The sequence below is a fragment of the Streptomyces sp. NPDC005811 genome (genome assembly GCF_040630405.1).
Lineage (GTDB): Bacteria > Actinomycetota > Actinomycetes > Streptomycetales > Streptomycetaceae > Streptomyces.
In genome coordinates this window covers 192883-208828 of sequence record NZ_JBEXXK010000014.1, presented here as the reverse complement: position 1 = coordinate 208828, position 15946 = coordinate 192883, and the positions used below count along the sequence as shown (strand labels likewise).

The window sequence follows — 15946 nt, the reverse complement described above, 5'->3', positions numbered from 1 at the left end:
CGCACGGAACCCACCCGTGACCGCCGATCGGCCGCTACACTCCCACCGCTCGACGTTTCCCCAGGTCAAGCCACGAAGTACTGCTGGAGTACTAGGGCCCCGTGGCTGACGGCGCGACCGTACGAGCGCAAAAATACGCGAGGGTGCATGACGAAATCGTCGCGCCAGGACTCCCCTCTCCCCCCGGAAGGCTCCGACCCTGAACGGCTCACTCGCAGAGGCGCTCTCCTGCGCCCTGCTCCTGGCGGTGCTGGCTTGCGCCGTGATCCGGCCCTGGGGCTGGCCGGAGGCGGTCGTGGCCGTCCCCGCCGCCGGGGTGCTCATCGCCACCGGTGCCATCTCCGCCGACCACGCGGCAGCCGAGGCCGCCCGGCTGGGGCCGGTGATCGGCTTCCTCGCGGCGGTGCTGGTCCTGGCCCAGTTGTGCGACGAAGCGGGCCTTTTCCACGCCTGCGGTGCCTGGATGGCCCGCCGGGCGGCCGGCCGGCCCCGCCGGCTGTTGGTCCTCGTCTTCGTGACGGCCTCGCTGATCACCGCGGTGCTCAGCCTGGATGCCACGGTGGTGCTGCTGACCCCGGTGGTGTTCGCCACTGCAGCCCGCCTCGGCGCTCGCGCCAAGCCGCACGTCTACGCCTGCACCCATCTGTCGAACACCGCTTCGCTGCTGTTGCCGGTCTCCAATCTCACCAACCTGCTCGCGTTCGCCGCCAGCGGCCTGACGTTCACCCGCTTCGCCGCGTTGATGGCACTGCCCTGGCTGGTCGCCATCGCGGCGGAGTACGTGGTGATCCGCCGTTTCTTCGCCACCGACCTGGACGCGGGCGCCGAGGCGCCGCCCGCCGCCGGACCTCGTGAACTGCCGTTGTTCGCCCTCCTCACCGTGGCGGGCACCCTGGTCGGCTTCGTCCTGACCTCGGCACTCGACATCAACCCGGCGTGGGCCGCGGCCGCGGGCGCGGCCACCCTGGCGGCCCGTGCCCTGGCCCAGCGCAGCACCACGCCTGCGGCGATCGTGCGGGCAGCGTCCCTGCCGTTCTGCGCCTTCGTGCTGGCGCTGGGCATCGTGGTCCGGGCGGTGGTCGACAACGGCCTCGCGGATGCCCTGGTCCATCTGGTGCCCGGCGGCACCGGCCTCGCGGACCTGCTCGCCGTCGCGGCACTGGCAGCCGTTCTGGCGAACGTGATCAACAATCTTCCCGCCGTCCTCGTGCTGCTGCCGCTGACCACCCCCACCGGCCCGGGCGCCGTCCTCGCCGTGCTCCTCGGCGTGAACATCGGCCCCAACCTCACCTACGCCGGTTCCCTGGCCACCCTGCTGTGGCGGCGCATCGTGCGCGAACACGACACCGACGTGGAGCTGGGCGAGTTCACCCGGCTCGGTCTGTTCGCCGTGCCCACCGCGCTGGTGCTCTCGGTGGTGGCACTGTGGGTGTCACTCCAAGCGATCGGAGGCTGAACACGGTGACCGTCATCGTCTGGATCGTGGAGGGCACCTGGCCCGCCTGCGTCGACGCCGCCCGCACCCACACGCCCGAGGACGCCGACGTGGTGCTGCTGCACGTCTCCGGCCCCGAGTCGCCGGGCGCCGCGCACGGTGCCTACGCCGGCCTGCTGGGCCGCGCCCGTCCCGACCGCGCCCCCGGCACACGGGTGGAGCACCTGGCCGCAGCGGCGGGCGAACAGCTCCTGACCGGCGCGGCCGAGCGCCTGGGGCGCCCGTGCACCCGGCGAGAACGGGCGGGCCGCGCGGAACGGGAGGTCGTGGCCGCCGCCGAGGGCGCCGACCTGCTCATCCTCGCCCGGGACGGCGACCGCACCCACCTCGGCCCCCGAAGCCTCGGCCCCTCCAGCCGTTTCATCGTCGACCACGCCCCCTGCCCCGTCCTGCTCATCTGGCCGGAGACCGCACCCGGCACGGGCACGATCCCGCCCCCACCACCTCACCCACCGCACCATCGCTAGGAGCGGCTGGGTCTCGGGCTCATGAGTCGAACCAGCGCAACCAGATAGGCGTGTCCACCCCCGCGTGCCGGCTCCGGTGGGCGGCGCGGCGCTGTTCGGGGGTCGTCAGCGGCTCCTCGTGGGCGAGCCGGTCGAGGTACCACTCCGCGAAACTCGCGGGTTGGCGGGCGTCGTTCTCCTCGGCCGCTTCGGCCGCCCCCCGCCAGGTTTCGTGATCAGCTCGGTACACCGTGATCGAGGCGTAGTCCTCCTGCTTCGGCTCCTTGTCCCCCAGGTCTTCGCTCGCCGCGAGGGCCGTGTCGTGATCGGGGAAGGGGACGTGCAGCTGGGCATGGTCCCCATGCCGGGCGCCGTCCCAGAGACCGCTCGGCCCGCCGGCGTGTGTTCCCTGTCGTGCGTAGAGGGCGATGGTCCGCACTCGCACCTCGTCCCGATCCGCTGCCCGCATGCCCGGCAAGACAGCGTGGCGACGAAGATCATGATCCACGGGTGCGGTGCGGCCAGGGGCGGTCTTGGCCCCGTAAGGGCGTTCATGCCCTGGAGACACCCGCTGAGGCGCCGTGTCGGGTGAGAGCGCTGCCCCCGACCACCCCTCAGTTGCAGAATATGCACCGCCTGGTTGCGTTCGTCACACCGCGCATCGAGAGTTGCCGCCCGGGACCTGGAGCACACGCTGGACCGCACGCTCAGGACTCCCCCTCTGACGGCCTGGTCGAACCAACGCAAGGAATCATCGTGATCGAGAAGGAAACCGCGTTCTACAGCGAGGGCAGCCGCCTCAAGGCCACGATCTACTACCCCGACGACCTGCCGGACGCCGGAAACCTGCCGGCCCTCGTCATCAACTCCGGCTACCAGGGCTTCAACGAGTTCTACCCCAAGCTGTTCGCCCAGCGGCTGACCGAGCACGGGTTCGTCTGCCTGGGCTTCGACTACCGCGGCATGGCGGACAGCGAGGGCGAGAAGGGCCGGGTCCTGATCGAGGAGCAGGCTCAGGACGTACGCAACGCGGTCACGTTCATCCGCTCGCAGAACGACGTCGACCCGCGCCGCATCGGCCTCATCGGCTGGGGCATGGGCGCCGCCAACGTCGTCCTCGCCGCCGAGAAGGGCGGTGACGTCGCGGGCGTCGCCTCCCTCAACGGCTTCTACGACGGCGAGCGCTGGCTCCAGTCCATCCACACCTACGACGAGTTCGTGAAGATCGTCGACGAGGTGAAGGAGGACCGGGTCAACCGCGTCCTCAAGGGCGAATCCAAGCTCGCGGACACCTTCGCGCACTACCCGCTCGACCCGGCGACGGGCGACTACGTCGAGAAGGAGCTGTCGCAGGTCTACGGGTTCGGGCACCCGACCCGGCTCCAGTTCACGGAGTCCATCCTGGACCTGAAGGTGGAGAGCGTGGTGGCGCATCTCGCACCGACACCGCTCTTCATCGCCCACGGTGAGCGGAACTCACTGCACCCCTTCGACGAGGCCCGGTCCCTCTACGGGTCCGCCGCGTCGCCCAAGACCCTTTACACGATCGACGGGCGGCACAACGACTTCATGTACGGTGACCACCCGGAGTTCCTGTTGCTGTGCGACCGCTTGCGGCAGTTCTTCGACGAGGCGTTCAGCGTCTCCGCCGCGCCCGCCCGGAGCATCTCGGCCTGACCGTCGGCCGCGGGCCGTAGGTGCAGAAAATGCAACGCCGTGTTGCGCGCACCCGCCCCCCGCCTCTAGCTATTCATACCGCTAACAAGGACTCGGTATGGCTCTTGAGCAGAAACAGACTGCGGCAGCGCGAAGCGGCGCTTCGCGGGTGATGGCGATCCTGGACGCGCTCGCGTCCGCGGATCCCGCCGTGTTCCCGGACGGGCTGAGTGTGGCCGATGTCGCCAGGTTGCTGGGACGAGAGAAGTCGGTCGTCTCCCGGCAGCTCAAGAGCCTGCTCGAGACGGGCATGGTCGCCCGACGTGATTCGGGCCGGTACGAGCTGAGCTGGCGGCTCTTCGCACTGGCGGTCCGCGCCGGGGACCAACGGCTGACCAAACTCGCGGCCCCGCTGCTGCTCAGGCTGACCGAGACCGTCCGCGAGCGCACCTACCTGAGCGTTCTCAGTGACGGCGAGGTACTGACCGTCCTGTCGGAGGGATCCCGACGGTCGATCGAGGCCGTGAACTGGGTGGGCCGGACCATCCCGGTGCACCGGAGTTCAAGTGGCATGGCCCTGCTGATGGACTACGAGGACGAGCACATCCTCGACATGGTCCGGCGTTGCGGGGACAGGGTGTCGGACCGTGAGGCGCATGAGTTCCTCGACCAGGTGCGGGAGGCCCGCCGGCGGGGATACACGGTGGCGAACCGGATCTTCGACCCGGAGCTGCTGGGCATCGGCGCACCGGTGCGGGACTTCACCGGCCGGATCAAGGCCGCGGTGAACATTTCGGGTCCCGCGTTCAGGATCGAGCCGCACATCCAGGCGTTCGGCGGGCACCTGCTCTCCTCCGTACGGGCCCTGCACGCCTCCCTCTGCTCCGACGTGCGCTCCGGCGCCGATCCGGGCGAACTCTGACGGCCGCCGAAGGCCACTGACCACCCTCTGCTCGCGCCCCGCGGGACCGGAACCTCGGAGAAATCCATGCTGCATCTCGCTCATCCCCCGTCCGCGCCCGGATCTGCCGCCGCACGGCAGCCGCTCCTCCCCATGGTCGTGAGCGGCGACCGGGGAAGGCGGGCCACCCCGTGAGCCTCGTCTCCTACATGTCCGACAATGCCGACCACTTGCTGTTCCTGGCCGAGCAGCACATCGAGCTCGTCCTGGTCAGCGTCTCGTTCTCCGCGGTCATCGGCGTCGGGCTCGCGCTTCTCACCCAGTCCGCGCCGGGCCTGCGCCACGCCCTGCTGTCGTTCACGGGGTCCCTGCTGACCATCCCGTCGTTCGCCCTGTTCGCTCTCATGATCCCGCTCCTGGGACTCGGGGTCGCACCGACGATCGCCGCCCTCACCGTCTACGGGGTCTTCCCGATCCTGCGCAACACGGTCACCGGCATCGAAGAGGTCGATCCGGCGGTCGTGGAGGCGGCACGCGGGCTCGGCATGGGTGCGGGGCAGCGCATGCGCACCGTCGTCCTGCCGCTGGCCTGGCCGGTGATCCTCAACGGCATCCGCACGGCGACGATCATGCTGGTCGCGACCGCGGCGATCGGAGCGGTCGTGCGGGGTCCCGGTCTGGGACAGCTGATCTTCCGTGGCCTCGAGCGCATCGGGGGAGCCAACGCGCTGGAGGAAGCCCTCTCAGGAGTGGTCGGAGTGGTGGTCGTCGCCCTCGTCCTCGACCTGCTGTTCATCGCGATTGCCAAGATCACTGCCCTGCGAGGACTGAATGTCTGACAGACCCACCCCGAGCCCTGACGCCATGATCTTTCTGGATGAGGTGTCCAAGCGGTACCCGGGCCAGGAAACGGCGGCCGTCGCCGAGCTCTCGATGGAGATCGGGCGAGGGGAGTTCGTCGTCCTGGTCGGCCCGTCCGGATGCGGGAAGACCACCACGCTGCGGATGATCAACCGCCTCGTCGAACCGACCCACGGCCGCATCTTCATCGACGGCAAGGACGTCACCCACGCCGACGTGGACGACCTCCGACGCGGCATCGGCTACGTCATCCAGCAGATCGGTCTGCTCCCCCACCTGACGATCGTGGACAACATAGCCCTCGTGCCCAAGATGCTCGGGGCGAAGAAGTCGCAGCGCCGTGAGCGGGCGAAGGAACTGCTGGAGTTGGTCGGACTCGATCCGGCCGTCCACGCCGGCCGATACCCCCGGCAGCTCTCCGGAGGTCAGCAGCAGCGGGTGGGGGTCGCCCGCGCCCTCGCCGCGGATCCGCCGGTGATGCTGATGGACGAGCCGTTCGGCGCCGTCGACCCGATCGCACGGGAGAAGCTCCAGATGGAGTTCCTCCGTCTCCAGGAACGGATCCGCAAGACGATCGTGATGGTCACGCACGACATCGACGAGGCGCTGCGCCTGGGCGACCGCATCGCGATCTTCGGCCCCGGCTCCCGCCTGGCCCAGTTCGACACTCCCCTGGAGATCCTCAGCAACCCCGCCGACGATTTCGTACGCGACTTCGTCGGATCCGGCGCCCCGGTCCGACGGCTGTCGCTCCTGAAGGTCGCGGACGTCATCGCCGCCGCCCCGGCCGACTCGCCCGGCCGTGCGCACGCCATCACGATCGACGCCGGCGAAAGCATCCACCGGGCGCTCGAACTGGCCCTGGCGTCCAGGGCGGAGGGCGTCGTGGTCAGTGTCCCCGGAGAGGACGACCGCTACCTCGACCTCCAGACCCTCCTCACCGCGGCCGCCCAGCCGACGAAGGTGCTCTCGTGAGCACCGCGGCGGTCCAGGCGGTCAGCACCCGCTCGGCGACACGCCGTTCCAGGACCTGGGTCATGCCGCTGGTCGTCCTGGTCCTGCTGGGAGCCCTCTGGGCCTACGTCGGCTCCCTCGACATGGACTCCATCGAAACCCGCACCCTGGCGCCGGACGTCGTCCTGACCGCGCTGTGGGAGCACGTCCAGCTCGTCGCCGTGTCGACGCTGCTGACCATCGCCATCGGCGTCCCGCTCGGCGTGCTGCTGACCAGGCCCGGCATCAGCGGGGTGGGGGTGATCGTGCTCGCGGTGGCCAACGCCAGCCAGGCGGTGCCGTCCATCGGCGTGCTGGTGATCCTGGCCATGGTCTTCGGCGTCGGCTTCTGGATGGCCGTGCTGGCGCTGGTGCTCTACGCCCTCCTCCCCGTCCTGCGCAACACCATGGTCGGCATCCGCCAGGTCGACCCCGCGCTGATCGACGCCGGGCGCGGCATCGGGATGAGCCCCCGTGAGGTGCTCCTCACCATCGAGCTGCCCCTGGCGGTCCCGGTGATGCTGGCGGGCATCCGCGTCGCGCTGATCCTGAACGTCGGCGTGGCCACCCTCGCCGCGTTCACCAACGCCGGCGGCCTCGGGGCGGTCATCTCCTCCGGTATCTCCCTCGACAGGACGCCGGTGCTCGTCGTCGGCAGCGCCCTCACGATGGCCCTCGCCCTGACCGTCGACTGGCTGGCCGGCCTGGCGGAGCGGGTCCTCCGCCCACGCGGCATCTGAGCCCGCTCCCACCCCGGGACACGCACCACCACTTCACGTCACTTCACGCACTACGAAAGGGCTTCAGCATGCGCAGAAACATGTGGGCCGCGGCAGGTCTGCTCGGCCTGGCACTCACCAGCGGCTGCGCTCTCGGCAGCAGCGGCACCGACCAGGGCAGCGGCCCCGCCGAGAGCGGTCCCCTCAAGGGGGCCACGGTGACCGTCGCCTCGAAGAACTTCACCGAGCAGTTGCTGCTGTGCGAGATCACGGCCGAGCGGCTCGAGTCGCAGGGGGCGAAGGTCAAGCGTACGTGCGGCATGAGCGGCACCAACGCCGTCCGCGCCGCGCTGACCGGCGGCTCCGTGGACATGTACTGGGAGTACACGGGCACCGGCTGGCTGGCACTCCAGCAGTCGGGGACCGAGACCGACCCGCAGGCCATGTACAAGAAGGTCAGCACCCTGGACAAGGCCGAGAACGACGTGGTGTGGCTGCCGCCCGCCGCGGCCAACAACACCTATGCCGTCGCGGTGAAGACGGCAACGGCCGAGAAGCTCGGCGTCTCCACACTCTCCGCGTACGCGTCGCTCGCCGAGAAGGACGCGGGGAGTGCCGGCTTCTGTGGTGCCTCGGAGTTCTTCGGCCGCGACGACGGCTGGCCCGGGCTGCAGAAGGCGTACGGCTTCAGCCTCCCGAAGAGCGACGTGGCGGAGCTGGCCGAAGGCCCGATCTACAACGCCGTCGCCAAGGGCGACCCGTGCGACTTCGGCGAGGTGTTCGCCACGGACGGACGGATCTCCGCCCTCGGCCTGACGGTCCTGGAGGACGACAAGAAGTTCTTCCCGCCCTACAACCTGTCCCTGAACGTCCGCGGGTCCGTCCTGAAGAAGTACCCGAAGATCGAGACGGTGATGGATCCGGTGAGCGAGCTGCTGACCACCGCCGCGCTGCAGAAGCTCAACGCACAGATCGACGTGGACGGCAAGAGGCCCGAGGAGGTCGCGAGCCAGTGGCTCAGCGCGAGCAAGCTGAAGTGACGGCGAGGCCGGAGGAGCCCCGCACCCTGCGTGTGGGGCTCCTCCAGACCGCGCCCGTCTTCGGCGCCGTGGAGGAGAACCTCACCCGGATCGCCGAACTGCACAACGGACTGGGGCCGGTCGACCTCGCCCTGACGCCGGAGCTCTCGGTCAACGGATACGGATTCACTCCGCACCGGGAGACAGACCTGTTCGCCGCCGACGACCCTCGCCTGACCGCTCTCGTGTCCGCCGGCGTCGGAGTGGGCTTCGCCGAGAAGAACGGCTCGGGGCTGCCGTGGAACTCCTGTCTGCTGACCGATCCGTCGACCGGGACCCGTCACCTTCATCGCAAACTCCAGCCCGTCTCCTACGCGCCGTGGAACGAGCATCTGCTGTTCCAGGCCGGTGCGGACCTGCGGACCGCCGACTTCGGCGCGGCCAGGATCGCCACGGCCATCTGCAACGACATGTGGCATCCGGTTATCCCGTGGCTGGCGGCCCACGCCGGAGCGGAGGTCCTCATGGTGCCCGTGGCCAGCATGGAAGGCGCCGATCCTGCGCGGATCCGCCGTACCTGGGAAGTGATCCTGGAGCACACCGCCGTCCTGTTGCAGTGCTACGTCGTCTTCGTCAACCGCTGCGGTACGGACGGCGGGGCCCGGTTCTGGGGCGGCTCGCGCGTCCTGGGGCCGGACGGCGGCGTCCTCGCCCGCCTCGGAGACGAGCCGGGCGCCACCGTCGTCGAGCTCGACATGACGGGTCTGCGGCGCCTGCGTTCAGAGGTTCCCGTGCTCGCCGAGTCCCGGACCGGGTTCATCGCCGGAGCGTTGGCGCCCGACCGTGGCTCCGAGAGAGAGCAGCTCCATGTTTGACGTTCATGTCCATGCCGCGCCCGACGTGCTCGACCGGATCGGTTACGACGACCAGATCGGCGCGAGCTATGCCGCGGCCGGCTACAGCGGTTTCGTCCTGAAGGCCCACCACGAGTCGACGGTCGGCCGGGCCAGCGCCCTGAGCCGGTCGTCCGGGCTGGAGGTCGTGGGCGGCCTCGCCCTCAACCGTGCCGTGGGCGGGATCAACCCGGCGGCGGTCCTGTCTGCGCTGTCCACGGGAGGCCGCGTGGTGTGGTTCCCCACAGCCGACTCCCACACCCAGGAGACCGCCGAACTGCCCAGGCTCGGAGACCTCGACGGGCGTCTGGACCGATCCGTGCTGTCCGTCCCCCCGATCCTGGCAGCGGACGATCCGGCGGCGAAGGACGTCGCCTTCGTACTCGACCTGATCGCCGAGCACGACGCCGTGTTGTGCACGGGGCATGTCAGCGGTGCGGAGTGCAGGTGGCTCCTGGACGAGGCACTGGGCCGGGGCATCGACAGGTTCCTGCTCACTCACCCCTCGTACACCGTCCCCGGCATGGGCGCGGGGGAGATCGCCGAACTCGCCGAGCGGGGCGCCCACGTCGAGATCACCGCCTACCAGCTCCTCCACCAACCGGGCATGACGGCCGCCCGACTGGCCGCCGTGGCCCGGGCAGCAGGTTCACGCCTGGTCCTCGCGTCCGACGCTGGACAACCCGACAGCCCCGAGCCCCCCGCGGCACTCGAACAACTCATCAGCGCGCTGACAGCCGAGGGTGTGGACCCCGGACGGCTTCGGGATGCCGCCTCCGACACCCCCAGGCGGCTCGTCCTCCCATGACGGCCGGCCGACACGACCGCTCTTCAGGAACAGCACGACAGGGACGCGACCATGGCAGATGATCCCACCACCCCCAGCGAGGCGTTCCTCGACGCCGTCCGCGCCGAGCTCGGCGACCTCGTCGACGGCTCGTCCCTGACCAGGGCCCTGTACTCGACGGACGCCTCGAACTACCGGATCGTCCCCGAGGCCGTGCTCACGCCGAAGTCCCCGGACGACGTGATCACCGCGGTCGGCATCGCCCGCGCCCACGGCGTCCCCGTCACCGTGCGGGGAGGAGGTACCTCCTGCGCCGGCAACGCGGTGGGCCCCGGCCTCGTGATCGACTTCTCCCGCCACATGAACCGCGTCCTGTCGATCGACGCGGACGCCTCGGCAGCAGTGGTCGAACCCGGGACGATCCTGAGCACTCTCCAGGACGCCGCCCTGCCCTGCGGACTGCGGTTCGGCCCCGACCCGTCCACCGCCACCCGCTGCACCATCGGCGGGATGGTCGGCAACAACGCGTGCGGACCGCACGGCCTCTCCTACGGCCGTACAGCCGACAACGTGGTGTCCCTGACCTGGCTGACCGGCCGCGGCGACATCATCACGGCCGGCTCGGGGGACGAGGCGCTCACGGCGATACCCGGTCTGGACTCCTTCGTGGCGGAGAACCTGGCCGTCCTGCGCACCGAGTTCGGCCGCTTCGGACGCCAGATCTCCGGCTACTCCCTCGAACACCTCCTCCCGGAGAACGGCCGCAATCTCGCGGCCGCGCTGACCGGCACCGAGGGCAGCTGCGGGATCCTCCTCGAAGCCACGGTCAGGCTCGTCCCCCGGGCAGCCGCGCCGGCTCTGGCCGTCCTCGGCTACGACGACATGGCCGCCGCCGCGGACGACGTGCCGAACCTCCTCCCCTTCCGCCCGCTCGCCCTGGAGGGCCTGGACGCACAGCTCGTCGACGTCGTCCGCCGGGCGCACGGCAGCGCCTCCGTCCCGGCCCTGCCCGCGGGCGGGGGGTGGCTGATCGCCGAGGTCGGCGGCGCGAGTTCCGAGGAGGCTGTCGAGGCGGCGCGGGAACTCGTCGCCGCCTCCGGCTCGGCCGACGCCGTCGTCCTGCCCGCGGGCCCCGAGGCGACCCGGCTCTGGCAGATCCGCGCCGACGGCGCCGGCCTGGCCGGGCGCACCGCCGACGGCAAGCAGGCGTGGCCCGGCTGGGAGGACTCCGCCGTACCCCCGGAAAGGCTCGGCGACTACCTGCGCGGACTCGAAGCGCTCATGGCCGAGGAGAACGTCTCCGGCCTGGCGTACGGCCACTTCGGCGACGGCTGCGTCCACGTCCGCATCGACTTCCCGCTGAACGCCGACGGCACGCCGATGCGCAGGTTCCTCGAACGCGCCGCCGCTCTGGCCGCCGAACACGGCGGCTCCCTCTCCGGCGAACACGGCGACGGACGCGCCCGCTCCGAGCTGCTGCCCGCCATGTACAGCCCGGAAGCCCTGAGGGCGATGGAGGCCTTCAAGGCTCTCCTCGACCCCGAGGACCTCATGAACCCCGGGGTCGTCGTCCGCCCGGCCCCGTTGGACGCCGACCTCCGCCGCCCCCAGGCCCGCCGGCTCCGTGCCGCCGACGGCTTCGCCTTCGCGCACGACGGCGGTGACATCACCGATGCCGTCCACCGGTGTGTCGGGGTGGGCAAGTGCCGGGCCGACCTGCGCGGCCAGGGAGGGTTCATGTGCCCGTCGTACACCGCCACCCGGGACGAGAAGGACTCCACCCGAGGCCGTGCGCGCACGCTCCAGGAGATGCTCAACGGCGGTGTCGTCACCGACGGTTGGAGCTCACCGGAGGTCCACGACGCGCTCGACCTCTGTCTGAGCTGCAAGGCGTGCGCGAGCGACTGCCCCACCGGCATCGACATGGCCACCTTCAAGTCGGAGGCCCTGCACCGGACGTACGAAGGCCGTCTGCGTCCGCTCAGCCACTACACACTCGGCCGCCTGCCGCAGTGGCTCAAGATCGCTGCCCCTCTGGCCTCCGTCCTCAACCTCACCGGCCGCATCCCGCTGCTCCGCAGAGCCATGACGGCGATGATGGGAGCGGACCCCCGTCGTTCGCTGCCGAGGCTGCCCCGGGCGCCGTTCCGCTGGAGAAGGGGACCCGAGATCGTCACGGGGCAGGAAGGCGGACCCAAGGTCCTGCTCTGGGTCGACTCCTTCTCCGACGCCCTCGCCCCGGAGATCCCCCGGGACGCCGTCGACGTCCTCACCGCCGCCGGCTGCGACGTCGAGATCGCCGCCCCCGGGGCCTGCTGCGGGCTGACCCTGGTCTCCACCGGTCAGCTCACCGCCGCCAAAGCCAAACTCCGCAGGACGCTCGACCTCCTGCTCCCGCACGTCAGGGACGGCAGGACCGTCGTCGGCATCGAGCCCAGCTGTACCGCCACCCTCCGCTCGGACCTCGTGGAACTCCTCCCGGACGACCCCCGAGCCGCCGAACTCGCCCGCTCGGTCAAGACCGTCGCCGAGTTCGTCACCTCCATCGGCTGGACGCCACCGCGGGCGGCCGAGCGACTCCTCGTCCAGCCGCACTGCCACCACTATGCGGTCATGGGCTACGACGCCGACCGGGCGCTCCTGGAATCCATGGGCTGTGACGTCGAGACCTCCGCGGGATGCTGCGGCCTCGCCGGGAACTTCGGCATGGAGAAGGGCCACTACGACGTCTCCGCGAAGATCGCCCGGGACGGCATCCTCGCCAAGGCCTCCGCGAGCCCCGACCGGCGGATCCTCGCCGACGGGTTCTCCTGCCGCACACAGGTACGGGACCTCGCCGGCCTCGACAGCCGCCACCTCGTACAGGTCATCGCGGAGGCGCTGCGGCACTCCAGGCCCGCACAAGGGCGGCAGTCGCGATGACCTGTCTACGCTGTCCAGAGTCCGGGCACCCCCGTCAGGGCTTGACCGGCCTGACCTTCCTGTCGGCGCCGTTCACCCGCACGGTGACCTTCCCGCGGGCTCGCGCGCGGTCGGCCACGATCGTGTAGGACGTGACCTTACCGTCCCGCCACGCGCAGCTGACCTCGTAGCCGCCGCGGGCGCGGAGCCCGGTGAAGGAGCCCCGGGGCTTCCAGCCGTCGGGCAGGGCGGGCAGCAGGTGGATGACGCCGTCGTGGCTCTGGAGAAGCATCTCCACCACCGCGCCCGAGATGCCGAGGTTGCCGTCCATCTGGAAGGGCGGGTGGTTGCAGAACAGGTTCGGGAGCGTGTTGTACGCCAGCAGGCCGCGCAGCATGATCTGGGCGCGGTGGCCGTCGCCGAGGCGGGCGAAGAGGGCGGCCCGCCAGGGCCAGGTCCACGAGCGGCGGCTGTCGCCCGACACCGTCGCGGCGGTGAAGGGAACGCCTTCCTTCTCGCCGCATCGCGCCTTGAGCGAGACGAGGGCGGCGGTCGCGAAGTCGGGTGTCCTCGGGGTGATCTGACGGCCCGGATACACCGCGAAGAGGTGCGAGGTGTGGCGGTGGATGTCCGTGGGGCTGTCGATGTCCTCCTGCCATTCCTGCAACTGCCCCCACTTGCCGACCTTGTTCGGCGCGAGGCGCGCCTGCATGTCCGCGACCTTGGCCCGGTAAGCGGGGTCGGCGTCGAGGACCGCCTCGCAGTCGAGGTAGTTCTGGAACAGGTCCCAGATGATCTGCTGGTCGTACATGACGCCGTCCTCGCGCGGCCCGTGCTCGGGGGACCAGCCGTTCGGTGAGACGAGGAGTCCGTCCTCGCGCTCCTTGAGGTGGTCCTCCCAGAACTGGCAGATCTCCTTGATCATCGGGTGCGCGACGGTGCGGAGGTAGTCCAGGTCCTGGGTGAACGCCCAGTGCTCGTAGAGGTGTTGGGCGTACCAGGCGCTCGCGACGGTGTTCCATTCCCAGGCGTTGCCGCCGAAGACGCTCTGGCTGGTGCGGGCGGTCCAGCCGCGTGTGTCCTTGCCGAAGGCGTTGCGGGTGGCCACCCGGCTGGGCACCGCGACCTGCCTGACGAACTCGACGAGCGCCTCGTGGCACTCCGACAGGTTCGTGGTCTCGGCTCCCCAGTAGTTCATCTGGATGTTGATGTTGGTGTGGTAGTCGGAGGCCCAGGCGGGCGCGTTGCTGTCGTTCCACAGGCCCTGGAGGTTGGCGGGCAGGCCGTCCGGGCGGGAGGAACTGATCAGCAGGTAGCGGCCGTAGTCGAACATCGTCTGTTCGAGGGTCGGATCGTCGCCGCCCGCCGCGTAGCGGGCCAGCCGGGCGTGGGTCGGCAGCGCGACGACGGTGTCCTCGGAGGTGCCCCAGTCGACGGAGACGCGGTTCATGAGGGCGCGTATCTGCGCGGTGTGCTCGTCGCGCAGGGCGCCGTAGGGCCGCTTGGCCGCCCTGTCGAGGGCCCGGTCGATGGCCGCCCGCGGATCGGCTCCGCGCCATCCGGCGGCGGCGTCGAGCTTGTAGTCGGTGCGGGCGTCGAGCAGCAGGGTCAGCGTCGTGCAGCCGGTGAACCCGAGCGCCGGCCCGTCGGCGCTGAGGGTGCCGTCGGTGTGCAGGACCCTGACGGTGCACGCGTGCTTGAGGCCGTTGCCCATGACCCCGTGGAAGGCGATCCGTCCGGCGCCGGGGTCGACGGTCGTCGGCGCCTCGTCCTGCGCGGACGTCAGGGAGATCGTTCCGGAGAGTCCCCGCGCGCGCTCCGACGTGTATCGGAAGACCATGACGTCGGCGGAACGGCTCGCGAGGGCCTCCCGCCGAAACCGCTGCCCCGGTACGCCGAAGCGAGTGACATGGACCCCTTGGGTGAAGTCCAGGGCGCGCTGGTAGTCGACGAATGCGCTCTGCGTGCGGGTGTCGAACCCCGTTCCCGCCAAGGCGACTTCGGCGATCTGGAAGCCGGTGGACGACGGATCCGGGGTGAACGTGATCCGGTAGGCGCTGTACGCGGTGGTGTTGGTGAACCGGAAGGTCCGGGTCTCGCCGCGGTCGGCGAAGGGCGCCCCGGGGTTCTGCGTGTCGAGGGTCACCCATGCCTGCCCGTCCTGCGAGGCCTGGAGCGTCCATCTCCGGGGATCGTCCCGCGGCCGGTCCGGGGCCGCCGTCAGGGTGTACGAGGTGACGGCGACCGCACTGGCCAGATCGGCCTGCCATACGACCGTCTTCGCGCCGCCGCCGACCCGCCAGACGGTGCCGGGATCGCCGTCCACCGAACGGGAGATGCCCGAGCCGCCGGACCCGGAGTGCCCGCTGGGCGAGGACAGGAACAACGGGCCGACGCCGACGCCGAGTTCGACGCCCGACAGGCCGATCTCGCTCACCTGGAAATGACTGACCCCCGCCTTGGGGGCGAAGTCGAACCGGTAGAAGCGGTACGACCCGCCGGCGGCACAGGTGAACTCCTTTGTCAGGAAACGGCTTTCGAAGGGTGCCGACAACGAGCGCCCGTCCACCGTGGTCCAACTCGAACCGTCGGCGGACCCGTACAGCGTCCACTGCTGCGGGTCCCGCTCGGGGACGTCGTTGGCACTGGTCAGCCGGTAGGACGTGACCTCGACGGGGTCGGGCAGTTCGACCTGCCACTGCACCTTGGAACCGGGCCCCTCGATACACCACTTGGTGCCCGACGTCCCGTCGTAGGACTTGTCGAGTCCCTCCGAAGAGGAGGAGCTGTACGGGCCTCCCGGGGCCGTGACCTTCGGCCGGGCCCCGTGGGACCCGAACGCGACGACGACGTCACCGAAGTTCCGGTACGAACCGAAGCCGGTCATGCTGGTGTCGAAGGCGCTGTCCGGCTGACCCGCGAGGGCGTTGTCGTAGTCGTTGACCCCGCCCCACAGGCTCTGTTCGTTGAACTGGATGCGCTCCTCATAGGGGTCGGCGAAGAGCATGGCGCCGAGTCGTCCGTTACCGATCGGCAGGGCCTGCGACTCCCAATCCACCGCGGGGACGGGGTACTTCAGCGTCTCTCGCGACAGGGTCGGCCACTGGCCGGCGGCCGCCCCCGCTCTGTCGGCGGCGATCGCCGGTCCCGCGAAGAGGCCGTCGGCCAGCGGTGCCAGGGCGAGGGCACCACCGAACTTGAGAACGCTTCTTCGCTGCGGTTCGGACGCACGGGTCACGACGGATCTCCCAGCCACTGGTCGGTTCTTCTTACGG

General features: G+C 70.3%; 13 protein-coding genes. 11 read left to right on the top strand and 2 right to left on the bottom strand.

Annotation, left to right across the window (positions count from 1 at the left end; all coding sequences use genetic code 11):
• The first annotated feature begins 199 nt into the window (after positions 1 to 199).
• Complete coding sequence (locus tag ABZ490_RS17600; RefSeq protein WP_358990458.1) at positions 200 to 1456, top strand: SLC13 family permease; 1257 nt, start codon at positions 200 to 202, stop codon at positions 1454 to 1456.
• A gap of 5 nt (positions 1457 to 1461) precedes the next feature.
• Positions 1462 to 1962 carry a universal stress protein gene (locus tag ABZ490_RS17595; protein WP_358990440.1) on the top strand — a complete coding sequence of 167 codons (501 nt, stop codon included), beginning with the start codon at positions 1462 to 1464 and terminating at the stop codon, positions 1960 to 1962.
• Positions 1963 to 1981: 19 nt separating this feature from the next.
• On the opposite strand, the gene ABZ490_RS17590 is transcribed toward ABZ490_RS17595, so the two are convergent.
• The gene (locus tag ABZ490_RS17590) at positions 1982 to 2410 is read right to left on the bottom strand and encodes a hypothetical protein (RefSeq protein ID WP_358990437.1); all 429 of its coding nucleotides are present in this window, start codon (positions 2408 to 2410) and stop codon (positions 1982 to 1984) included.
• A 287-nt stretch (positions 2411 to 2697) separates the two neighbouring features.
• On the opposite strand from ABZ490_RS17590, the gene ABZ490_RS17585 reads away from it, so the two are divergent.
• From ABZ490_RS17585 to ABZ490_RS17545, 9 genes are all read left to right on the top strand, one after another.
• Positions 2698 to 3618, top strand: a complete 921-nt coding sequence (locus tag ABZ490_RS17585; RefSeq protein WP_358990434.1) for an alpha/beta fold hydrolase — start codon at positions 2698 to 2700, stop codon at positions 3616 to 3618.
• Positions 3619 to 3715: 97 nt separating this feature from the next.
• Entirely contained in the window at positions 3716 to 4519 is an 804-nt protein-coding gene (locus ABZ490_RS17580) for an IclR family transcriptional regulator (RefSeq protein ID WP_358990431.1), read from the top strand.
• A gap of 170 nt (positions 4520 to 4689) precedes the next feature.
• Positions 4690 to 5337 (top strand): ABC transporter permease, encoded by a 648-nt coding sequence (locus ABZ490_RS17575; protein ID WP_358990429.1) that lies wholly within the window; start codon positions 4690 to 4692, stop codon positions 5335 to 5337.
• A 25-nt stretch (positions 5338 to 5362) separates the two neighbouring features.
• Complete coding sequence (locus ABZ490_RS17570) at positions 5363 to 6334, top strand: ATP-binding cassette domain-containing protein (RefSeq protein ID WP_358990426.1); 972 nt, start codon at positions 5363 to 5365, stop codon at positions 6332 to 6334.
• Positions 6331 to 7092, top strand: coding sequence for an ABC transporter permease (locus tag ABZ490_RS17565; RefSeq protein WP_358990422.1), 762 nt, complete (start codon positions 6331 to 6333; stop codon positions 7090 to 7092). The genes ABZ490_RS17570 and ABZ490_RS17565 overlap by 4 nt, the downstream gene beginning before the upstream one ends.
• A gap of 68 nt (positions 7093 to 7160) precedes the next feature.
• Positions 7161 to 8111 (top strand): glycine betaine ABC transporter substrate-binding protein, encoded by a 951-nt coding sequence (locus ABZ490_RS17560; protein WP_358990419.1) that lies wholly within the window; start codon positions 7161 to 7163, stop codon positions 8109 to 8111.
• Positions 8108 to 8965 carry a nitrilase-related carbon-nitrogen hydrolase gene (locus ABZ490_RS17555; protein WP_358990416.1) on the top strand — a complete coding sequence of 286 codons (858 nt, stop codon included), beginning with the start codon at positions 8108 to 8110 and terminating at the stop codon, positions 8963 to 8965. Before ABZ490_RS17560 ends, ABZ490_RS17555 begins: the two co-directional genes overlap by 4 nt.
• Positions 8958 to 9791, top strand: coding sequence for a DUF6282 family protein (locus tag ABZ490_RS17550; RefSeq protein ID WP_358990413.1), 834 nt, complete (start codon positions 8958 to 8960; stop codon positions 9789 to 9791). Before ABZ490_RS17555 ends, ABZ490_RS17550 begins: the two co-directional genes overlap by 8 nt.
• A gap of 51 nt (positions 9792 to 9842) precedes the next feature.
• Positions 9843 to 12692, top strand: coding sequence for an FAD-binding and (Fe-S)-binding domain-containing protein (locus tag ABZ490_RS17545; RefSeq protein WP_358990411.1), 2850 nt, complete (start codon positions 9843 to 9845; stop codon positions 12690 to 12692).
• Between the two features lie 34 nt (positions 12693 to 12726).
• Here the strand turns inward: ABZ490_RS17545 and ABZ490_RS17540 are convergent, their stop codons facing one another.
• Positions 12727 to 15909, bottom strand: a complete 3183-nt coding sequence (locus ABZ490_RS17540) for a glycoside hydrolase N-terminal domain-containing protein (RefSeq protein ID WP_358990408.1) — start codon at positions 15907 to 15909, stop codon at positions 12727 to 12729.
• Between the last annotated feature and the right edge of the window lie 37 nt (positions 15910 to 15946).